Here is a 20,276-nt window from a genome sequence, read left to right on the forward strand (position 1 = left end):
AAAATGTTAGATTTTAATTTTAGTCCGTTCCCAGTCGTAGAAACCGAGCGTTTAATTTTGGATGAAGTCAATGATGGGGACGTACAAGAAGTTTTTGAACTACGCTCTAATCCTGAAACCATGAAATATATTCCAAGACCTTTGGTAAAGGATCATGAAGATGCGCTGGAACATATTAAAATGATAAAGGAAAAAATTGAAAATAATACTGGAATAAATTGGGCTATTCGATTGAAGGATAATTCTAAACTTCTCGGAATTATTGGTTTTTACAGATTACAGCCAGAAAATTACCGTGCTGAAATTGGTTATATTATTTTACCTGAATTTCAAGGAAAAGGTTTAGTTCCAGAGGCTGTTACTCGACTTACAAAATTCGGATTTGAAGACTTGAGACTGCACTCTATTGAAGCTGTTATTGATCCAGAAAATTATGCTTCAGAAAAAGTACTCCAAAAGTGTGGTTTTACAAAGGAAGCCCATCTTAGAGAATCTGAATTTTATGAAGGAAAATTTCTTGATAAGGTAATTTATTCATTACTAGAAAGATAAACTTTTCTTCTTGTTAAAGTAACTTTTTACACAATATTTATCTACCATTATACGTTATATTTGCGCTCAAAATTAGCTAAAATTGCTTGTTTTGAATCTGAAAACACTTTTATGAAAAAAATACCTGCCTTATTTGTTCTTTTATTTTGTATACAGTTGCAAAGTCAGACTTTTGTAAAATTTAATGGAGCAACTGCTTTGCTTGCAATCCCAAATGTTGGAATTGAAACAAGTATTGGCGAAAAAATGACTTTTAATGCTGATGTAATGGCTTCTTTTTGGGAATCATTTAATGGTCATAATCCAATGAAATTTATTACTGTAACTCCAGAAATTCGTTATCATTTTAAAGAAAAATATAATGGCTTTTATGTAGGTGGTCATATAGGAGCTGATAAATATGAATTACAGAAATGGAATTACTGGGATAGCAATAAATACGAAGACGGCTTTGGTTATAGGCTTGGTGCTACTATAGGTTACAACTTAAAATTAAACGATAAATTTTTACTAGACTTTTTCGTTGGTGGAGGCTGGCATCAAGGTTTTTATCATGGTTACTACAATGATGGAACTCCAGGAAGATATGAAAAAGCGGTGCATTGGAATAAAAGCGGCGAATGGCTTCCTTACCGTGGCGGCGTAATGATTTCGTATAAATTATAAATTAGAGAATTTAGGCAACGATTTTACGTAAAGTTCTTCAACTTTTTTTCGAGCCCAATCTGTTTTTCTTAAAAAAGTAAGACTCGATTTAATACTTGGATTTGATTGAAAACACTTAATTGGAATTAACTCTCCTAAAGTATCAAAACCATAATGATCTACTAAAGTTTCTACAATTTTTTGAAGTGTGATTCCGTGTAAAGGATCTTTGGATTGATTTTGCATTTTATACTTTTTAAATTATATGAAAAGACCGTACTATAAAAAAGTACGGTCTTTCTTTTTTGCAAAATTACTAAATAGAATTTTACATCAATCAAATAAAAAATAATTAGAACAAGAATTTAAATCCAACAGAAATTGGAGATGTTAAATTAGGATTACTTCCTCCTAAAGCTGTATTATAAAACGGGTCAACATTTGCAACATGAGCTAAACCAAAATTAGTAACTGTCGTTTTATCTCCCGTTTTTGGATCAATTGTAGTCGATGTAAAGTTGGCTAAGTCATAAGAAAACTCGACAGAGAAATTTTTAGTTACAAAATAATCAAATCCGCCAGATAGCGATAGACCAACCTGATTCACTTTTAATTCACTTTCTTTCTCTTTACCAGTAATAATTGGAACTGCCACCTGCCCAAAGAAATAAAGAGAACCCGCAACATTCCAATACTTTCTCACTAAAGGCTGCGCAACAAACAAATCTGTTTTGGCGGCTGTTCCTGCATCAGAATCTGCTTTAATATTAATATATCCAACTCCTGCACCAACAGCAACTGATGGCGTTACAAATGTTCCAACAATTGGCAGTACAGATAAAGTGGTGTTTTTCGCATCAGCCGATTTCGTCTGCTGATAACCAAATTGAGACGTTGCAAACCAAGTACCTTTTAAACCTTGACCTGAATCTTGAGCTTTAGCTGTTAAACTAACTAATGCAATACTTACCAGTGTTACAATTTTTTTCATTTTAATTTTGTTTTTGAATTATAAAGCAAACTTAAAAGGAAGCATTTTTGTCGCAGCTGATTAAAATCATAGATTTAAAAAAAACTTTAATTATCTTAGCTCTTCATAAAGTTTTTCATTTTTGTCTTACATTTGCACACATGTTAAAATCAGTCAATATATTAAATAAAAGAGCCCGATTTGATTATGAAATAATCGACACGTATACTGCTGGAATTGTTTTAGCGGGTACCGAAATCAAATCGATACGTTTAGGAAAAGCGAACATTACAGAGAGCTTTTGCGAGTTTAGCGGTATGGAGCTTTTTGCTATCAATACTTACATAGAAGAGTATTCATTTGGAAATCAATTCAATCATAAATCTAGAAGCGAAAGAAAATTGCTTTTAAATAAAAAAGAATTAAAAACACTTCACAAAAGTGTTCAGGCTAAAGGACTTACTATCGTTCCGCTAAAATTATTCACAAATGAAAAAGGTTTAGCAAAACTTCAGATTGGTCTGTGTAAAGGAAAGAAAAACTACGACAAGCGAGAATCGTTAAAAGAACAAGATACTAAACGTGATTTAGACCGTATTAAAAAAGCTTTTAATTAAAAAGCTTTTTTAATTTAGGTAAATTCCTATTTATTAATATTTTATCGTTATTTTTACTTATAACCAATTTAACTGTAAAATATGAAAAAGTATTTATTTTTGTTTTTAACTGTAGTGGTGTTATCAAGTTGCGGCAGTAATACTTCGATCGTAAACAGCTGGAGAGATCCAAAAATTACCGTTTCTCAAGAAAACTTCAAGAAGGTTTTAGTCGTCGCTTTGGTAAAAGATGAAGCTTCACGAAGAGTTACGGAAAACAGAATTGCTGCTGGTAACGAAATTTTCAAAACTTCTTACCAATACTTAAACGAATCTACCAAAGACCTTACTAAAGAACAGAAGTTAAAAATACTTCAAGATGAAAATTTTGATGGAGTAATAACCATGCGATTAGTTAGTAAAGAAAAAGAAACAACCTATGTTCCTGGAACTTACACTGGAATGTATTATGGAGGTTTTGACGGCATGTATGCAGGAATGTATGGTTATGGTTTTGGGAATTGGTACGGAATGTATTCTCCAAACTTCTACGATCCGGGATATTATCAGGAAACAACATCCTATATGGTAGAGACCAATATTTTTTCATTAAAAGAAAATAAATTAATCTGGACAGGAACTACAGAATCTCAATATGTCACAGATTTAGGACAAACAGTTGATGCTATTATGCAGGCTGTAGTTAAAGAAATGAGAAAAGACGGTTCATTACCTCCAAAATAAAAGATATAAAAAAAGTGACTTGAAAGTGTCGCTTTTTTTACAAACAAAAAATTGACTAAATTTGTCAAGACTAAATTTTTCATAATGAAATCGCTTTTAAAAAACGCAAGAGAACAAAAAGGTTTAAAAACCCGTGAACTGGCTCAGCTTGCAGGAATAGATCAAGCATTAATCAGCAAATTTGAGTCGGGAACCCGCAAACCAACCAAAGAACAGATTTCAAAATTAGCGCAGCTTTTAGAAATTGATTATGAAACTTTAATGATTGCCTGGCTTAAAGAAAAAATTCTTTATGAAATTGGTGATGATGAGCTTGCATTAAAAGCTTTAAAAGTTGCAGAAGATGAAATCAAGTATAATAAAACAGTATCTAACCTTAAGCTGTCTACTTCTTTAGAAAAAATTTTAAAAGAGATAGATTTGTTAAAACAAAAATTAGATTCTTACAGGCAGTTTGATAGTTTTAAAATTAAACAAGCTTTAGAGCTTGAGTATACCTTTGAAAGTAATAGAATTGAAGGAAATACAATGACACTTCGAGAAACTGACATGGTTATTAATGAAGGTTTAACAATTTCAGGCAAAAGCATGCGGGAACATCTTGAAGCTATAAATCATCAGGAAGCTATTGGATTTATTAAAGAATTAATGAATAAAAACAATTCATTAAACGAACGCGATCTTTTGTCAATTCATAATTTAATTTTAAGAGGAATTATACCTGAAGACGCAGGACGTTATCGAAAAGTTCAAGTTATGATTCAGGGAAGCAGTCATATGCCTCCACAACCTTTAATTGTGCCGCAAGAAATGGAAGAATATTTTACTTGGTACGAAATCAATAAAAATAAATTACATCCGATTATTCTGGCTGCTGAAATGCACGAACGATTAGTAACGATACATCCGTTTATAGATGGAAACGGCAGAACTTCTAGGTTAATTATGAATTTGATTCTAATGCAAAAAGGATATCCAATTGCCAATATCAAAGGAGATTATGAAACTAGAATGCAATATTATCAGTCTTTAGAAATTGCTCAAACTAAAAAAAACAAAGAAGACTTTTTTCTATTTATAGCTCAAAAAGAGAAAGAAAGTCTGGAAAGATATATCTCGATTCTTACTCAATAAAAGAAGCCCAGTATAAATTGGGCTTTCTCTTTAATTTTTATCTTCTAATAAAGGAACAAATCTAAATTCTCCAAACTCATGTTTTTCAAATTGCGTTTCATTCTTTCTAATTAATAAAGTCATAATCTGAACATCTTCTCCAAGCGGAATCACAAGCCTTCCTCCAATTTTAAGCTGAGCCATTAACGGTTTCGGGATAAATGGTGCACCAGCTGTAACTATAATACTGTCAAAGGGAGCATAATTTGGTAACCCTTTGTAGCCATCACCAAAAGATACATGTTTAGGACGAATATTTAGTTTTGGAAACAAAATAGAAGTCTGTTTAAACAATTCTTTTTGTCTTTCTACAGTATAAACTTTTGCTCCAAGATTAAACAAAACTGCAGTTTGGTATCCAGAACCAGTTCCAATTTCTAGAATTTTGTGATCTTTTTTTACTTCTAACAACTGCGATTGAAAAGCAACTGTGTAAGGCTGCGAAATAGTTTGACCCGCTCCAATAGGAAAAGCCTTATCTTGATAAGCATAATCTTCAAAACTTGAATTCAAAAAAAGGTGTCTTGGGATTTTTTTTATCGCCTCTAAAACCGCTCTATCAGTAATTCCCTTTTGCTCTAAAGTGCTTACTAATTGATTACGAAGTCCTTGATGTTTGGCAGTGTCTTTCAAAATGGGTAGGTTTTATTTTCGCAAAAGTAAAGAATCTAAAAAGGAAATCAAATATTGATTTTTAATTATTAAATTAATAATATCGAAAGTCAAAAGCCGAAAATCAAAAGCCCTAGCCGATAATTTACAATTCATAACTCACAACTCACAATTAGTTAAATTCATTTTCACTTTCGACAAATAAATTATATTTTTGTTTAAAATACATTCTCATGTTAAAAGTAGGAGTTTTAGGTGCTGGTCATCTTGGTAAAATACATTTACGCTTATTACAACAATCTGACAAATACGAATTAGTTGGATTTTACGACGAAAATCAAGAAAATGCCGAAAGAATCTCTAAGGAATTTGGCTATAAAAACTTCAGCACAATTGCAAAACTTATTCATGCTGTCGATGTAATCGATATTGTGACTCCAACGCTTTCGCACTATAAATGTGCAAAAGTGGCAATCAAATCAGGAAAACATATTTTTATAGAAAAACCAATTGCCAATACTGTAGCAGAAGCTGAAGAAATCATAGCTTTAGCTAAAGAGTACAATGTAAAAGGTCAAGTTGGTCATGTTGAGCGTTTTAATCCTGCTTTTATCGCAACAAAAAACATGATCGAAAACCCGATGTTTATAGAAACGCATCGTTTGGCAGAATTTAATCCTCGTGGTACAGACGTTCCTGTGGTTTTGGATTTAATGATTCACGATATTGATGCCATTTTGAGTGTGGTAAATTCAAAAGTAAAAGATATTCATGCAAGCGGAGTCTCTGTTATCAGCGATACGCCAGATATTGCCAATGCAAGAATTGAATTTGAAAATGGCTGTGTTGCCAACTTAACAGCCAGCAGAATCTCGATGAAGAATATGCGAAAATCTCGTTTTTTCCAAAAAGATGCATATATCTCTGTTGACTTTTTAGAAAAGAAATGTGAAGTAGTCCGTATGAAAGATGCCCCGGAAGTTCCTGGAGATTTTGATATGATTCTGCAAAATGCAGAAGGTGTAAAAAAACAAATCTATTTCACTAATCCAGATGTTGAACAAAACAACGCTATTCTGGACGAGTTAGAATCTTTTGCACATGCAATTAATACAGATACAACGCCGGTTGTAACACTAGAACAAGCAACAGATGCTTTGCGTGTAGCCTACCAGATTATTGATTGTTTCGATAAATAATAAAAAATATAACTCATTATTTTTAAGGTTTAAAGCTGGCAGAAAAGTCACTTTAAACCTTAACTTTTAAAATTTAAATACCAAAATTAAATGAAAACTATAGCTGTAATTGGTGCAGGAACAATGGGTAACGGAATTGCTCATACATTTGCACAAAGCGGTTTTACCGTAAAACTAATCGACGTTTCAGAAAAATCATTAGATAAAGGAATGGCAACTATTGCGGCCAATTTAGACCGTATGCTTGCAAAAGGTACAATTACACAAGAAGACGTCGCTAAAACTATTACCAATATTATTACCTATACAGATATTAAAGATGGTGTTGTTGGGGTTGATTTAGTAGTTGAAGCTGCAACAGAAAATGTAGAATTAAAACTAAATATTTTCAAGCAATTAAACGAAGCTTGTTCTCATAATACTATTTTAGCAACTAATACTTCCTCTATATCGATTACACAAATTGGTTCTGTTGTTGCGCATCCTGAACGTGTTATCGGAATGCATTTTATGAATCCAGTGCCAATTATGAAATTAGTTGAAATCATCCGCGGTTATAATACAAGTGATGAAGTGACAAAAATCATCATGGATTTATCTGAGAAATTAGGAAAAGTTCCTGTTGAAGTAAACGATTATCCTGGTTTCGTAGCCAACAGAATTTTAATGCCTATGCTAAACGAAGCAATTGAAACGTTATACAATAAAGTTGCGGGAGTTTACGAAATTGATACTGTAATGAAATTAGGAATGGGACACCCTATGGGGCCACTTCAATTAGCTGATTTCATTGGTCTTGATGTTTGCCTTGCCATTTTAAATGTAATGTACGAAGGTTTCAAAAATCCAAAATATGCTCCTTGTCCACTATTGGTTAATATGGTAAGAGCAGGAAAACTAGGCGTAAAATCTGGTGAAGGTTTTTATGATTATAGTGAAAGTAAAAAAGCAGAGAAAATCTCTAAGCAGTTTTTGTAAAATCTCGCTTATTCAATGAAAAAAATATTTTTATTAGTCATTTTAATAGTTTTTAGTTTAGTTGCTCTTTATTATTACAAACCAGTGACTATTAATTATTTCTTTGGAATAGCCCGAATTTTAAAACAAGAAAACGGTTATCAATTAGATATCAATAACAAAAAGTATGATAATTGTGTCTTTAAAAGCACCGAAAGTTTTGATAAAAAACGAAAACACAATTTTTTAATTTTATATTTAAGAGATTTAGATATAAAATCAAACTTTGAAATAATAGTTGTAAATCTTGATGAAAAAGTAGTAGGTTATACTTGTGGTTCCTTTGATTGCTATGATAAAGTATTCGGGAGTCTTTTTCAAAGTGATATGGGATCGTTTTATACACCTTTAGAAGATGATGCAAAAGGTCCTGGATTCGATACTCAATTAAAAATGGAAAACAAAAAGATCGATTTTTACATTCCATCGGAAAGAAAGGAAAGATTACATATTCTGCTTTCAAAAAAATAAAATAAAAATGTCAATAGCATCAAACTTAAATACAATAAAAACAAGTTTACCTGAACATGTAACTCTTGTTGCCGTTTCTAAAACAAAACCTGTTTCAGATTTAATGCAAGCTTATGAAGCCGGCCAGCGTATTTTTGGAGAAAACAAAATCCAAGAAATGACTGAAAAATGGGAAGAAATGCCAAAAGATATTCAGTGGCATATGATTGGTCATGTTCAAACGAATAAAGTAAAATTTATGGCGCCATTTGTGAGTTTAATTCATGGTGTAGATAGTTTGAAATTATTACAAGAAATCAACAAACAAGCTTTAAAAAACAATAGAACAATAGATTGTCTTCTTCAAATGTATATTGCCGAAGAAGAAACTAAATTTGGTCTTGACGAAAACGAATTAAACGAACTTTTAACTTCTTCAGCATTCAAAGAGTTAAAAAATATTCGTATCTTAGGTTTAATGGGAATGGCAACTTTCACAGAAGATCAAAACCAAATTAAAAAAGAATTTACCCATTTAAAATCCATTTTTGACTCATTAAAAAACATTGACGGATATGGTAAAGATGCATTGCAATGCGTCTCTACAATTTCTATGGGAATGTCTGGAGATTATCAGCTTGCAATAGAATGCGGCAGCACAATGGTTCGCATTGGAAGCAGCATTTTTGGAGTCCGTTGATTATCAAAAACCACATTTCGTAAGGACGGATACGCGCCTATACAAAAACTGAATACTAAAAACTGAGACCGAACACTAAATTTGTACGCAATACTAGACATAGAAACAACTGGAGGGCAGTTTAACGAAGAAGGAATTACTGAAATCGCCATCTATAAATATGATGGACACGAAGTAATTGACCAATTCATAAGCCTTGTCAATCCTGAAATTCCGATTCAGCCTTTCGTAGTAAAGCTAACCGGAATCAATAATGCTATGCTGCGTTCTGCACCAAAGTTTTATGAAGTCGCCAAACGTATTATCGAAATAACTTCTGACTGCGTTATTGTGGCTCACAATGCCTCTTTCGATTACCGAATTTTAAGAACAGAATTCAGACGTTTAGGCTACGATTTTGAAGCCAGAACGCTTTGTACTGTCGAACTAGCCAAAAAACTAATTCCTGAACAACCTTCTTACAGTTTAGGAAAATTGGTTCGTGCACTTGGAATTCCGATGGCAGACAGACATCGTGCCAGCGGAGACGCAATGGCTACGACAAAACTGTTTAAAATGCTCTTGGAAAAAGACGTAGAAAAAACAATCGTAAAAGATTTTATAAAACTCGAAGTCGAAAAAGGAATTGCCCCTAAATTCTTAGATCTTTTAAATCAAATGCCGGCTAAAACTGGTGTTTATTATATTTATAATGAAAGCGGCACCTTAATTTATATTGGCAAAAGCCATAACATAAAAAAAAGAGTCAACCAGCATTTTACTGGAATTACAACTAAAAGTAAAAGAATCCAGGCCGAAGTTTTTACCATAACCTACGATGAAACGGGAAGTGAATTAATTGCACTTTTAAAAGAAAGTCAGGAAGTTAAAATTAATCGTCCAAGACATAACCGTTCTCAGAAAAAAACAGTATTTCCTTTTGCATTATATGCCGAGAAAGACTCGAATGGTTATCTCAATTTAAAACTTGAAAAAGCTGACGGCCGAAAAAAAGACATCACATCGTTTGTTTCTGTGCAAGAAGGCAAAAATGCACTTTTTAAATTCACGGCAAAATACCATTTATGCCAAAAGTTAACAGGGTTGTATAATAGCAAGAAAGAGTGTTTTCAATATTCAATCAAAGAATGTGACGGCGCCTGTATTGGTGAAATAACTCCTGAAGTCTACAATTTAAGAGTTCAGCAATTTATTTCTGAAAATAGTTTTGAAAATAAAAGCATGATCCTGATTGACAAAGGCCGTAATGTAAACGAACGAAGTGCTATTTTAATCGAAAATGGAATCTACAAAGGTTATGCTTACTACGATCTTAATTATCAAATTACCAACATTGAGATTCTTAAAAACATTTTGATCCCAATGGAGCACAACCGCGATGTAAAAAACATTCTTCAAAGCTACCTCCGTAAAAGTAAATCTATTAAGATTTTAAATTTTTAACAATATAAAACTTTCATTATCTTAGAGATATGAAAAATAAAAAATCACAATACGAAATCTTTAGAGAAAAAGTCAAGGTAGTTCTATATGGCACCGATACCATTTTAGGGCGCATGTTTGATTTAGTCCTGCTAGGTTTGATTTTATTGAGCGTTCTTTTAATCATGCTGGATACAGTTAGAGGAATAAGTTTAAAATACCATGAACAACTTCTTATCTGCGAATGGGTTATCACAGTATTTTTTACAATCGAATATATTTTAAGAATCATATCCATTCAAAAACCCGTTAGATATATCTTCAGTTTTTACGGAATTATAGACTTGCTTGCAGTCTTACCCATGTATCTATCTATATTTTTCCCTGGAGCAAGTATTTTGTCAATCGTAAGAGCTTTACGTTTTTTGCGATTATTCAAAATCTTACATATTCCGCAAATTTCACATCAATCCTTGCAATTAAAAGAGGCAATAGAAGCTAGCAAAGAAAAAATCTTGGTTTTTATATATTTTGTACTCATTAGCACTGTAATTATCGGTACGATTATGTATTTAGTCGAGGGCCGAGAATCTGGTTTTACAAGCATTCCAATGGGAATCTATTGGACGATTGTAACTTTAACGACGGTGGGTTATGGTGACATTTCGCCGCAAACTCCTTTAGGACAATTTATTGCAGCATTAGTAATGATTTTAGGATATGGAATAATTGCGGTTCCAACCGGAATTGTTACCGCAGAATTCGCCAAAAGCAGTTTGAGAAACAGTGCAGTAAGCACCAAAAAAACATGCAAAAACTGCAATTCCCAAGTCCATTTTGACAGCGCAAAATATTGCTACGAATGTGGAACAGAATTGCCAAATAATTAATTTTAGAAGCTAATCCAGCTGTACATTGCAACTCCTCCTTATCTTTGTTGTTTTTTTAAGGCATAAAAGGAGCTTCCGCTGGTCGCTCTTTTACACCAAAAAAAACGAACAAATATAAGTCCGGGGTTTTCATTTCCATCTGGGCTAAAAAATATGAAATACCTAATAACCATTGTCGGACCAACAGCAATAGGCAAAACAGCCTTAAGTATTGCTTTGGCACAACATTTTAAATGCGAAATCGTTTCTTGCGACAGCCGTCAATTTTTTAAAGAAATGACTATTGGTACAGCCGTCCCCAATCAAGAAGAATTGAATTCTGCCAAACATCATTTCATTCAAAATAAATCCATTTTTGAAAATTACACTGTTGGAGATTACGAAAAAGAAGCTTTAGTAAAAATCGAAGAACTTTTTCAAACCAACGATTATGCAATTCTTATTGGCGGATCAGGATTATATGTAGATGCCATTTTAAAAGGTTTTGATGAATTTCCAGAAATCAATCCAGAAGTTCGCTCAGAAGTAAATTCAAATTACGAGAAACTCGGAATTGAATATCTTCAGGAACAACTAAAAAATCTAGATCCAGATTATTACCAAAAAATAACTATCGAAAATCCTCAAACTCTACAAAATCCGCAGCGAATGATGCGATTTGTAGAAGTTTGCATTGGAACAGGAAAACCGTATTCTTCATTCTTAAATCAAAAGAAAAATAATCGAGGCTTCACTCCTATTCTAATTGGTTTAGATGCCGAAAGAGAAATCATTTACAACCGAATCAACCAGCGTGTTGATATTATGATGAACGAAGGTTTACTGGAAGAAGCCAAAACCTTGTATCCTAATAAAGCGTTAAATGCGCTTCAAACGGTCGGTTATAGAGAATTATTTAGTTATTTTGACGGAGAATTTACATTGCCTTTTGCAATAGAAGAAATCAAGAAAAATACTCGAAGATTTTCCAAAAGACAATTAACGTGGTTCAAACGTAATGAAAACACTAAATGGTTTGATTACGCGGCAGATAGAAAGGAAATTATAAGCTATATAGAAAATCTTCTAAAGTAAAAATCTATTTTCTTTCATCTTCCTTCTATTTTCTAAAATAAAAATCTAAAATTAAAAAATGCCAATATCTCCAAATTTCACATCAGTTTTAAGTAAAGACTGGGAAATCAATTTCACACAATGCACGCCCGCTGGTTATTTAAAGTATACCGATTTGTGTAATATTTTACAATTAACTGCTGCAGCACATTCAGAAGTTGGCGGCATTAGTTTTTATGATATGCAGGAATTTCACCAAGCGTGGGTTTTAAGCCGAATGCGCGTTGAAGTTCATGCTTTACCAAAATGGCAGGATGTTGTAACCGTAAAAACATGGATCAATAGTTTAGAAAATTCACGTTCAGTTCGTGCTCTTGAAATGTATGTAAACGGAAAAAAAATTGTAGGATGTGAAACCTATTGGGCTGTTTTCAATACACAAGCGCGCCGTCCAGAAGCGTTGGCTTTACCATATGAACATTTTGAATTATTTCCAGAAGATAGAGCTACAGAAGAAGGTTTTTCTAAAATAAACATCAACCACGAAAAAGAAGCCGTTTTTGAAAAAACTGTTTATTTATCAGATTTAGATATTGTAAATCACGTCAATAATGTAAAATATCTCGAGTGGTGCCTAGATCACGTTGATCCAAAAAGAATTTTAAAACAAGAAGTGAAAAGTTTCGAAATGAACTTCATGAAAGAGCTTTCATTACAAGACAATGTTGTCATTCACGAAAGTGAAGATGACGATCATACAAAAGCAACATTCAGTATTACAAAAGGCGAAAAAACGTGTTTTGCTTTGGAATTGCATTGGAAATAAAGGTTTTTTAAATCTGACATTCCTCAATATTGTCATTTCGACGAAGGAGAAATCTTCCCGAGAAGCTCTGCAAAGATTGACTATTTTGCTTGTGGAATTACTTACGAAGATTTCTCCTTCGTCGAAATGACAAACTTTGTTTGTAACTTAATTAAACAAAAAACGATGCAAAATTGCATCGTTTTTGTTTAAAATTATTTCGATTTCTTTTTAGAATCTTTTTTTGTTTTTTTATCTTTTTTCTTTTTCAACAAATCAAGTTTACCTTTAATTCTTTTCTCAACTTCACTAATTCCAGAGTCATAATCATGTTGAATAGAATGTAATTTTGCTAGCTTAATTTCTTTTAAAGCATCTTTAAATTTATGCTGTACTTCTAATAAAATTGCTTTTTTGATATAAATTTCAGACTTGTTTATTCCTTTTACAGTCAAAGCAAAATCAATTAGCTTTTCAGCTTCTTCATAATCTTCATTCACAATCAATGTCTGCAAATAATACGAATATACTTCAAGAGCATGAATATTAATAGCTAACGCATGCTGAAAATAAGATTTTGCTTCTTCGTAATTCATTAATTGTTCTGCCTGAATTCTTCCGTATAGACATAAAACCATTGTGTTTTTATCATCATAAGAAAAAGCATAATCCAAAGATTCGATTGTTCCTTCAAGCCAAAACGGATAATTATCCAAGGCCTGAAAAAGATATTTATCAGTTGTTTTCATTTCGTAAATCGTTTTTTAATTTCTGACGAGTTCCTTTGTAACTCTTCTCCACTTTATTCTTTTTAAAGTCACTTCCGGTAAAAACTCTAATAGGATTTCCACGCTCAACATTGAGTTGATTTTCCCATTGTTTACCAACATGATTTTTAAGCTGAATCAGTTTTTCTTCTTCTAATTTTTTTAATAATCTTTCTGTTGCTAGTTTTTTGTTTTGGTGTTGAGAACGACTGTCCATCGAAACAACTGCAATTCCTGTTGGAATATGTGTTGCCCGAATTGCCGAACTCACTTTATTTACATGCTGACCGCCCGCTCCCGAACTCCGCATGGCCTGATATTGAATATCATTTTCTGAAACCGCTGTCTTTTTCTGCGGTTCGATTTCAAAAATTCCAATAAACCAGTTCTTGCGTTTATGCATTTTTCTAAACTGACTCTGCCCAATCCATTGAATCGTTCCAATCCACGATTTTACAAATTTCTCAGCATTTTTTCCTTTTACAGCAATTGAAGCCGTTTCAACCGTTCCATTTTCCTGACCTGCTTCTCGCTGCAGTAAAACGGTTTCTAATTGTTGATCCTGCGCCTCTTCCAAAACTTTTTTAAGCACTTGGGCAACAACCCAAGTGCATTCTGCAGGTCCGCGACCCGCTGTTATCTGAATTATTTTTTCCATTTCCTTAAATCTCTTTTTAACGATCCATTCTAACGATCTTTGGCGTAAAAGTTCCCAAAACTTCTACTAAATTGGTTTGATTCGCCATAACTTTTGTAATGTCTTTGTACGCCATTGGAGCTTCGTCAATATTTCCTCCAATCAAGGTTACATCATTGGCTTTCAAAACCTTTTTGATCTCACTTTGCGTAAAAGTACTTTTACATTTCGCTCTCGAAAACAAACGGCCAGCTCCATGAGAGGCAGAGTTTAAACTTTCTGCATTTCCTTTACCCTTTACAATGTAGCCAGGCGCAGTCATCGAACCCGGAATAATTCCCAATTGACCTTCAGCTGCTGGCGTTGCTCCCTTTCTATGAACAATACATTCTTGACCATTTACCATTTCTTTCCAGGCAAAATTGTGGTGATTTTCTATCGTAACCACTACTCTTTTTCCAATTGCTTTAGCAATTCGTCTATGAATATCATCATGACAGGCTTTGGCATATTCTCCTGCTAAATTCATTGCCAGCCAATATTCCTGACCATCATGTGTATTCAAATCCAGCCATGCTAAATGCTGCACATTTTTTGGTAACGGACATTGCTTTGTCGCCAAATAAGTGTAATGTTTGGCAATGTTTGCGCCCAAACCACGCGAACCACTATGCGAAAGAACAGCGAAATACTCCCCTTTTTCGAGCTTCCACTCGTTTTCTGGGTTATCGATTTTAGCAATTCCAAATTCTACAAAATGATTTCCTCCGCCTGAAGATCCCAATTGTTTGTAAGCTTTAGGTAAAAGATTCTTCAACAGCGGAATATCTTGAAATTCACTTTTATAAAAAACGTCATGGTCTACTTTTGATGCATGCGTTTCATACATCCCAAACTTGGTATTGTCTTCTAAAATAGCCTCAAGCTGATGCTCTCTCCCTTTAAAATGAGAAGCTGGCAAATCAAAAATTGAAAGACTCATTCTGCATCCGATATCAACTCCTACTCCGTATGGAATCACAGCATTATCGGTTGCTAAAACACCGCCGATTGGTAAACCATATCCAGAATGTGCGTCTGGCATTAAAGCTCCTGCAACCGAAACTGGCAGTTTCAAAGAATCATACAATTGAAATTTTGCCTGCTGATCGATTTCATTTTCACCAAAAATTGTAAAAGGAGCTCTGGTTGTTTTCAACTGATGCATCCTTACTTGAACTGGTTTTATCAAGCCTTCGGCTACTTTCCCCCAGGTTCCGTTTCCTTCGTACTTTTCAGGATTTAGCAAGACGTCTTTTGCTTCTGTTAGAATAGATTCCTTTTTTTCTCTTTTTCTATATCTGTTTATCTGCCCTAAGGCGATATTTATTGAATTGTTTTTTGGAAAGCCTAATTTGATCAGGTCTTTTCCAGATAATTTATTTCCCATAAATTTTTTATACTACTATTTACAGCATGCCCAAGTCCACTTAATACAAAAAGGATTAAATAAAATTTAAGCACACAAACTTTTTATCCTTACGGATAATTACTTTGAATCTTTTTTCGGGAAAATTTGAAGTGTCTAGAATAAAAAAAGCCCGAAACTAAATGTCTTCGGGCTTTTTTATATATCTAAAAATGTATTTCTAAGATTGAAATAAGCCACGAAGAAGTGCTGCACCAAATTTGTTTGGTGTGAAGCTTTGTGATGTCGATGTAAGTACAAACATTTTTTCTTCGTTTTAAAGGGTTATTATTTTTTTCGTCTGCAAATATTCAGAATTGTTTTTTGATTTTCCAAATTTATTTAAAGAAAATACATCTAAAAAAATAATTGATGAATTCTAAATATATAAAAACTAGATTATCTATCTAAAAATCAAAACCCTAACTCTAGCAATAATTCTATGTGTTTTTCTCTCTTTTCAGCAAGAAAAAAATCATATAAATCCAAGATTTAGAGTTGTAGGCTAAAAATGGAGCATAAAAAAAGCCCTGATTTCTCAGAGCTTATATTTTTTAGTGTGAATTTGTTATTCAGTAACTTTGCTTTTTACTACTAATCTAAAACCTTCACCGTGAATGTTTAAGATTTCAACATCTTCATCTGCTTTTAGGTATTTTCTAAGTTTAGCGATGTAAACGTCCATACTTCTTGAAGTAAAGTAGTTGTCATCTCTCCAGATTTTTGTTAAAGCTAATTCTCTTGGCATTAAGTCATTTTCATGAAGAATAAGCATTTTAAGCAATTCATTCTCTTTTGGAGATAATTTGATTGGCTCTTCATCTTGGAAAGTCAAGAATCTCAATTTTGAATTTAAATGAAACTTACCAATGTTAAATTCAAATTGTACTTGTTCTGCTTTTGTATCTGCTGATTTTCTTTGAATGATTGCTTTAATTTTCATTAAAAGAACTTCAGAATCAAAAGGTTTATTTAAATAATCATCTGCACCAGCTTTATATCCTTTTAAAACATCTTCTTTCATAGACTTGGCTGTCAAAAAGATAATTGGCACTTCACTGTTCTTCTCTCTAATTTCTTTGGCCAAAGTGTAACCATCTTTATAAGGCATCATTACGTCAAGAATACATAGATCATATACGTCTTTCTTGAATTTTTCGAAACCTTCCATACCGTTTTTAGCTAAAGTAACTTCAAAGTCATTTAACATTAGATAATCTTTAAGAACTGCCCCAAAATTTAGGTCATCTTCTACTAAAAGTATTCTTTTGTTAGTATTTTCCATATTTTAATTTATTAATGGTATTTTTATTATAAAGGTGCTACCTTTTCCTTTTTCGCTTTCTACATATACTTGACCGTTGTGGTCTTCAACAATTCTCTTAACATAGGCCAAACCTAAACCGTGGCCTTTTACATTGTGCAAATCTCCTGTATGCTCTCTGTAAAACTTCTCAAAAACTCGTTTTTGAGCTATCTTACTCATTCCCAAACCATGATCTCTTACTTTTATCAAAATCATATCTTTTACATTTTCTGTAAAGATTTCAATCTCTGGTGTACCTGGTGAGTATTTGATGGCATTTTCCAAAATATTAACCAATACATTTGTAAAATGAACTTCATTTATCAAACAGGTTGTTCTCGCTGCATTATAATGCCTTACTACAGTACCCTTTCTATCCTCTAGAATTAGATTCACGTGTTCAATTGCATCATCAATAATATCATGAACTACAGTTGGCTCTTTGGTGATGTCAAGTTCTCTTTTTTCTAATTTAGAAATACGAAGAACATTTTCCACCTGTGCATGCATTCTTTTATTTTCATCTCGAATCATTTGAAGATAGCGATACACTTTTTCTTTATCTTCTATAATTCTTGGATTTTTAATAGCATCTAATGCTAAATTTATAGTTGCAATTGGAGTTTTAAACTCATGCGTCATATTGTTTATAAAATCTGTTTTGATTTCAGAAATATGTTTTTGACGCAATAATTGATTTAATGCACTCGTGTAAGCAACAATTATAATTAAGGTAAAAACTATCGATAAAATAGTGATACTTAATAATTCAGATAATAAAAATTTCTTTTTATGTGGAAAAGTAACTGACAATTCGTATTTGCTATTTCCCTCATTATCTGTATAAACTGGAATATTGTAAGTAGCATCCTTGTCATAATGAAATCCGTCAGATTTTATTTTTGTTGGAACGCCGCTGCTATAAATTCCGAATTCAAATTTGGTTTTAACACCATATTCTTCCAGCTCTTTCTTTAATAATTTAGAAAGCTTGTCTTTTGTAATTCTTCCTTCAATTGGAGTCAAAGAGGCAATGTCTTTATATTGAATCTGCTGTTGAACTTTATTTAAAATATCCAAACTTCCAGATTTTTCATCCCTTATATCTGGAATAATACTTTGTCCTAAACTATTATTATCAATCCCATTGTTATTATAAACTTCAGTTACTCTTTTTGAACTAAAATTTTTAAAACGTTCACTGCTGAACTTTTTGTTAAAAATAGAACCATTAATATCGTAATCTTCAGATGTCAATGTATTAGAATAAACAATTGTTTTATTCGTTTTTGTGTTTCTTTGTACATAAAGTACTTCAAGTAAATCTTCTTTTTTTGGAATTTTACCCGTACTATCTTTTATACGGTTGTATTTGTCGTAGAAACTATACTCTTCTTGTTGTTCCAGTTTATCTGCAACATTTCCAATTACTTGAGTAACGTGGTATTTAAATTGTTCTTCATTATTCTTGAACGAAGAATTAAACCAAAATACCTGTACCAGAATTATCCCGATTAAGGACAAACTCATCAATAAAACAAGTATTCTAAAAAATAATTTATTCATCGAAACAAAATTAATATTTTAACAATATACTAAATAATACATTAACCAAATATTAACATTTAAGACTGATTTTGTTTTATATTCAAAATTTTAAGAATTTTAACAACTTCTTCTTTAGCAATTTTAAGATTATCGTTATTAATCACGAAATTGCTCATAGAAATTCGTTTTTCGTCATTCCATTGCATTTTCATCCTGCTTAAAACTTGTTCCCTTGTAGTTTTATCTCGTTCAATAACACGCTCAATCCTTACTTCTTCTGGAGCTGTAACCGTTATGATTATATCGCATTCTTTATAACGTCCGCTTTCAAATAAAATGGCAGCTTCGTAAATTACATAATCAAAATTTTTATACTCCTGCATCCATAATTCAAAATCTTGTTTTACTGCTGGATGCACAATTGCATTTAATTTTGCTAATTGTTCTTTATCATTAAAAACTATCTGAGCTAACTTTGCTCTATTTAAAACTTGTCCGTCAAAAATATCTTGGCCAAATACAGCTTTAACTTCTTTAAGAATAACATCTGACTGCATTACTCTTTTGGCTCCATCATCTGCGATATAAACTGGAATTCCCATTGCTGCAAAATAGTTTGCAATAGTTGTTTTACCGCTTCCAATCCCTCCTGTAAGACCAATAACTTTTGTCATTATTATACTTTAAAAAACATACGTGGAAAAGCTTCCTGAGGTTTCTTTTTTAATAAAATTACTTTTATAAAAGATTCCAAAAATCCTGTTCCGTAGCCATAGAACTGTTTCCACACTGCTATTACAGAAAGATATCCAATTTTAATACTTTTATTTTGGACACTTGATGTAAGAAAAATTATAACGAAATATACGAAATATAATTGTAATAAAATATCAATATTGAAAATTAACAATAAAAAAGCTAATAATAATCCTAATATAAATACTGTTGGAAAGAAGAAAGTCAGCTTATTATGTTCTGGATACCAGCTGTTTAAAATCGGTCTTGCGATACCAAATTTTTTTACTTGAAGAGAGAATTTTTCCCAGTCAATTCGACGTTTATGATACACATAAGCCTCAGAAAACAGTCTTGTTTCGAATCCTAAATTCCATAAACGGATAGATAAATCAGGATCTTCACCTGGATGAATGTTTCCAAAACCTTTTGAAGCTTCAAAAGCTTTCTTAGAAATTCCCATATTAAAGCTTCGCGGCTGAAATTTATTGATCTTTTCAGAACCACCTCTAATTCCTCCTGTAGTCAAAAAAGAAGTCATTGCAAAATTGATTGCTTTCTGAATATCCGAAAAACTATCAAGCGCTTTATCTGGGCCTCCAAAGCAATCAACATATTTTTCATTTAATGCTTTACGTACTTCCGTCAAATAGTTGGAAGGAATAATACAATCTGAATCAAAAATGATAAAATAATCTCCTCTCGCCTTTTGCATTCCAAAATTACGAGAATCTCCAGGTCCTGAATTTTGTTTAAAATAGTAGGATATATTTAATTTTCCCTGATAATTCATTACCACATCTCTGCATGGTATTGAAGATCCATCTTCGACAAGAACAATTTCAAAAGCTTCATTATAATCAGATTTTGAGAGACTTTCTAAAAGTTCATCAACTTCATCTGGACGATTATACACGGGTATAATTAAGGAAAAAATCATAGCAGAATGCGCGTTATTAAAGGGTAAATTTTTTAGGTTTCAAAATTTTAACAAAGATATGGTATATT

23 protein-coding genes are annotated in these 20,276 nt (G+C 32.4%); 13 read left to right on the forward strand and 10 right to left on the reverse strand.

What is annotated here, in order from left to right; genetic code table 11:
• Nucleotides 1-3: 3 nt before the first annotated feature.
• On the forward strand, nt 4-552 hold the full coding sequence (locus tag ASE40_RS17565; RefSeq protein ID WP_057118430.1) for a GNAT family N-acetyltransferase: 549 nt from the start codon (nt 4-6) through the stop codon (nt 550-552).
• Between the two features lie 111 nt (nt 553-663).
• Nucleotides 664-1,218 (forward strand): DUF3575 domain-containing protein, encoded by a 555-nt coding sequence (locus tag ASE40_RS17570; RefSeq protein ID WP_057119833.1) that lies wholly within the window; start codon nt 664-666, stop codon nt 1,216-1,218.
• Here the strand turns inward: ASE40_RS17570 and ASE40_RS17575 are convergent.
• A complete protein-coding gene (locus ASE40_RS17575; RefSeq protein ID WP_057118431.1) occupies nt 1,213-1,443 on the reverse strand; it encodes a VF530 family DNA-binding protein in 231 nt (76 codons plus the stop codon). The two genes, ASE40_RS17570 and ASE40_RS17575, sit on opposite strands and share 6 nt — an antisense overlap.
• 106 nt (nt 1,444-1,549) lie before the next feature.
• A complete protein-coding gene (locus tag ASE40_RS17580) occupies nt 1,550-2,188 on the reverse strand; it encodes an outer membrane beta-barrel protein (RefSeq protein ID WP_057118432.1) in 639 nt (212 codons plus the stop codon).
• Nucleotides 2,189-2,328: 140 nt separating this feature from the next.
• Between ASE40_RS17580 and smpB the strand changes: the two genes are divergently transcribed.
• The 3 genes from smpB (at nt 2,329) to ASE40_RS17595 (ending at nt 4,641) form a co-directional block, all read left to right on the forward strand.
• The gene (gene smpB, locus ASE40_RS17585) at nt 2,329-2,784 is read left to right on the forward strand and encodes an SsrA-binding protein SmpB (RefSeq protein ID WP_057119835.1); all 456 of its coding nucleotides are present in this window, start codon (nt 2,329-2,331) and stop codon (nt 2,782-2,784) included.
• Between the two features lie 81 nt (nt 2,785-2,865).
• Nucleotides 2,866-3,507 (forward strand): lipoprotein, encoded by a 642-nt coding sequence (locus tag ASE40_RS17590; protein ID WP_057118433.1) that lies wholly within the window; start codon nt 2,866-2,868, stop codon nt 3,505-3,507.
• A gap of 84 nt (nt 3,508-3,591) precedes the next feature.
• A complete protein-coding gene (locus ASE40_RS17595) occupies nt 3,592-4,641 on the forward strand; it encodes a Fic family protein (protein WP_057118434.1) in 1,050 nt (349 codons plus the stop codon).
• 30 nt (nt 4,642-4,671) lie between these two features.
• Here ASE40_RS17595 and ASE40_RS17600 read toward each other — a convergent pair whose 3' ends face one another.
• On the reverse strand, nt 4,672-5,313 hold the full coding sequence (locus ASE40_RS17600) for a protein-L-isoaspartate(D-aspartate) O-methyltransferase (RefSeq protein ID WP_057118435.1): 642 nt from the start codon (nt 5,311-5,313) through the stop codon (nt 4,672-4,674).
• 212 nt (nt 5,314-5,525) lie between these two features.
• Between ASE40_RS17600 and ASE40_RS17605 the strand changes: the two genes are divergently transcribed.
• The 8 genes from ASE40_RS17605 (at nt 5,526) to ASE40_RS17640 (ending at nt 12,849) form a co-directional block, all read left to right on the forward strand.
• Nucleotides 5,526-6,491, forward strand: a complete 966-nt coding sequence (locus tag ASE40_RS17605) for a Gfo/Idh/MocA family protein (RefSeq protein WP_057118436.1) — start codon at nt 5,526-5,528, stop codon at nt 6,489-6,491.
• 90 nt (nt 6,492-6,581) lie between these two features.
• Complete coding sequence (locus ASE40_RS17610; protein WP_057118437.1) at nt 6,582-7,469, forward strand: 3-hydroxyacyl-CoA dehydrogenase family protein; 888 nt, start codon at nt 6,582-6,584, stop codon at nt 7,467-7,469.
• Between the two features lie 15 nt (nt 7,470-7,484).
• Nucleotides 7,485-7,979, forward strand: coding sequence for a hypothetical protein (locus tag ASE40_RS17615; RefSeq protein ID WP_057118438.1), 495 nt, complete (start codon nt 7,485-7,487; stop codon nt 7,977-7,979).
• A gap of 7 nt (nt 7,980-7,986) precedes the next feature.
• The gene (locus ASE40_RS17620) at nt 7,987-8,658 is read left to right on the forward strand and encodes a YggS family pyridoxal phosphate-dependent enzyme (protein WP_057118439.1); all 672 of its coding nucleotides are present in this window, start codon (nt 7,987-7,989) and stop codon (nt 8,656-8,658) included.
• Between the two features lie 81 nt (nt 8,659-8,739).
• Nucleotides 8,740-10,101 carry an exonuclease domain-containing protein gene (locus ASE40_RS17625; protein ID WP_057118440.1) on the forward strand — a complete coding sequence of 454 codons (1,362 nt, stop codon included), beginning with the start codon at nt 8,740-8,742 and terminating at the stop codon, nt 10,099-10,101.
• Between the two features lie 29 nt (nt 10,102-10,130).
• Complete coding sequence (locus tag ASE40_RS17630) at nt 10,131-10,970, forward strand: ion transporter (RefSeq protein ID WP_057118441.1); 840 nt, start codon at nt 10,131-10,133, stop codon at nt 10,968-10,970.
• Nucleotides 10,971-11,123: 153 nt separating this feature from the next.
• The gene (miaA, locus tag ASE40_RS17635) at nt 11,124-12,044 is read left to right on the forward strand and encodes a tRNA (adenosine(37)-N6)-dimethylallyltransferase MiaA (protein ID WP_057118442.1); all 921 of its coding nucleotides are present in this window, start codon (nt 11,124-11,126) and stop codon (nt 12,042-12,044) included.
• A 58-nt stretch (nt 12,045-12,102) separates the two neighbouring features.
• Nucleotides 12,103-12,849 carry an acyl-[acyl-carrier-protein] thioesterase gene (locus tag ASE40_RS17640; protein WP_057118443.1) on the forward strand — a complete coding sequence of 249 codons (747 nt, stop codon included), beginning with the start codon at nt 12,103-12,105 and terminating at the stop codon, nt 12,847-12,849.
• A 194-nt stretch (nt 12,850-13,043) separates the two neighbouring features.
• Here ASE40_RS17640 and ASE40_RS17645 read toward each other — a convergent pair whose 3' ends face one another.
• The 7 genes from ASE40_RS17645 to ASE40_RS17675 all read right to left on the reverse strand — a co-directional run bounded on the left by ASE40_RS17645 (nt 13,044) and on the right by ASE40_RS17675 (nt 20,208).
• A complete protein-coding gene (locus tag ASE40_RS17645) occupies nt 13,044-13,577 on the reverse strand; it encodes a hypothetical protein (RefSeq protein ID WP_057118444.1) in 534 nt (177 codons plus the stop codon).
• Complete coding sequence (gene prfH, locus ASE40_RS17650) at nt 13,564-14,253, reverse strand: peptide chain release factor H (RefSeq protein ID WP_057118445.1); 690 nt, start codon at nt 14,251-14,253, stop codon at nt 13,564-13,566. Before prfH ends, ASE40_RS17645 begins: the two co-directional genes overlap by 14 nt.
• A gap of 16 nt (nt 14,254-14,269) precedes the next feature.
• Nucleotides 14,270-15,661 (reverse strand): RtcB family protein, encoded by a 1,392-nt coding sequence (locus ASE40_RS17655; protein ID WP_057118446.1) that lies wholly within the window; start codon nt 15,659-15,661, stop codon nt 14,270-14,272.
• A gap of 586 nt (nt 15,662-16,247) precedes the next feature.
• Nucleotides 16,248-16,964, reverse strand: a complete 717-nt coding sequence (locus ASE40_RS17660; protein ID WP_057118447.1) for a response regulator transcription factor — start codon at nt 16,962-16,964, stop codon at nt 16,248-16,250.
• Nucleotides 16,965-16,967: 3 nt separating this feature from the next.
• Nucleotides 16,968-18,551 carry a sensor histidine kinase gene (locus ASE40_RS17665; RefSeq protein WP_057118448.1) on the reverse strand — a complete coding sequence of 528 codons (1,584 nt, stop codon included), beginning with the start codon at nt 18,549-18,551 and terminating at the stop codon, nt 16,968-16,970.
• A gap of 59 nt (nt 18,552-18,610) precedes the next feature.
• Nucleotides 18,611-19,207, reverse strand: a complete 597-nt coding sequence (gene coaE / locus ASE40_RS17670) for a dephospho-CoA kinase (protein ID WP_057118449.1) — start codon at nt 19,205-19,207, stop codon at nt 18,611-18,613.
• Between the two features lie 2 nt (nt 19,208-19,209).
• A complete protein-coding gene (locus ASE40_RS17675) occupies nt 19,210-20,208 on the reverse strand; it encodes a glycosyltransferase (RefSeq protein WP_057118450.1) in 999 nt (332 codons plus the stop codon).
• Between the last annotated feature and the right edge of the window lie 68 nt (nt 20,209-20,276).

Source organism: Flavobacterium sp. Root935 (genome assembly GCF_001429295.1).
In the GTDB taxonomy this organism is placed as follows: Bacteria; Bacteroidota; Bacteroidia; order Flavobacteriales; family Flavobacteriaceae; genus Flavobacterium.

Bases quoted from the DNA above. Each gene is read 5' to 3' on its own strand.
- smpB (WP_057119835.1), top strand. From the start codon at position 2,329: ATGTTAAAATCAGTCAATATATTAAATAAAAGAGCCCGATTTGATTAT.
- ASE40_RS17595 (WP_057118434.1), top strand. From the start codon at position 3,592: ATGAAATCGCTTTTAAAAAACGCAAGAGAACAAAAAGGTTTAAAAACC.
- ASE40_RS17605 (WP_057118436.1), top strand. From the start codon at position 5,526: ATGTTAAAAGTAGGAGTTTTAGGTGCTGGTCATCTTGGTAAAATACAT.
- ASE40_RS17645 (WP_057118444.1), bottom strand. From the start codon at position 13,577: ATGAAAACAACTGATAAATATCTTTTTCAGGCCTTGGATAATTATCCG.
- coaE (WP_057118449.1), bottom strand. From the start codon at position 19,207: ATGACAAAAGTTATTGGTCTTACAGGAGGGATTGGAAGCGGTAAAACA.
- ASE40_RS17575 (WP_057118431.1), bottom strand. From the start codon at position 1,443: ATGCAAAATCAATCCAAAGATCCTTTACACGGAATCACACTTCAAAAA.
- ASE40_RS17660 (WP_057118447.1), bottom strand. From the start codon at position 16,964: ATGGAAAATACTAACAAAAGAATACTTTTAGTAGAAGATGACCTAAAT.
- ASE40_RS17565 (WP_057118430.1), top strand. From the start codon at position 4: ATGTTAGATTTTAATTTTAGTCCGTTCCCAGTCGTAGAAACCGAGCGT.
- ASE40_RS17640 (WP_057118443.1), top strand. From the start codon at position 12,103: ATGCCAATATCTCCAAATTTCACATCAGTTTTAAGTAAAGACTGGGAA.
- ASE40_RS17630 (WP_057118441.1), top strand. From the start codon at position 10,131: ATGAAAAATAAAAAATCACAATACGAAATCTTTAGAGAAAAAGTCAAG.
- prfH (WP_057118445.1), bottom strand. From the start codon at position 14,253: ATGGAAAAAATAATTCAGATAACAGCGGGTCGCGGACCTGCAGAATGC.
- ASE40_RS17655 (WP_057118446.1), bottom strand. From the start codon at position 15,661: ATGGGAAATAAATTATCTGGAAAAGACCTGATCAAATTAGGCTTTCCA.
- ASE40_RS17570 (WP_057119833.1), top strand. From the start codon at position 664: ATGAAAAAAATACCTGCCTTATTTGTTCTTTTATTTTGTATACAGTTG.
- ASE40_RS17665 (WP_057118448.1), bottom strand. From the start codon at position 18,551: ATGAATAAATTATTTTTTAGAATACTTGTTTTATTGATGAGTTTGTCC.
- ASE40_RS17610 (WP_057118437.1), top strand. From the start codon at position 6,582: ATGAAAACTATAGCTGTAATTGGTGCAGGAACAATGGGTAACGGAATT.
- ASE40_RS17615 (WP_057118438.1), top strand. From the start codon at position 7,485: ATGAAAAAAATATTTTTATTAGTCATTTTAATAGTTTTTAGTTTAGTT.
- ASE40_RS17590 (WP_057118433.1), top strand. From the start codon at position 2,866: ATGAAAAAGTATTTATTTTTGTTTTTAACTGTAGTGGTGTTATCAAGT.
- ASE40_RS17675 (WP_057118450.1), bottom strand. From the start codon at position 20,208: ATGATTTTTTCCTTAATTATACCCGTGTATAATCGTCCAGATGAAGTT.
- miaA (WP_057118442.1), top strand. From the start codon at position 11,124: ATGAAATACCTAATAACCATTGTCGGACCAACAGCAATAGGCAAAACA.
- ASE40_RS17580 (WP_057118432.1), bottom strand. From the start codon at position 2,188: ATGAAAAAAATTGTAACACTGGTAAGTATTGCATTAGTTAGTTTAACA.
- ASE40_RS17620 (WP_057118439.1), top strand. From the start codon at position 7,987: ATGTCAATAGCATCAAACTTAAATACAATAAAAACAAGTTTACCTGAA.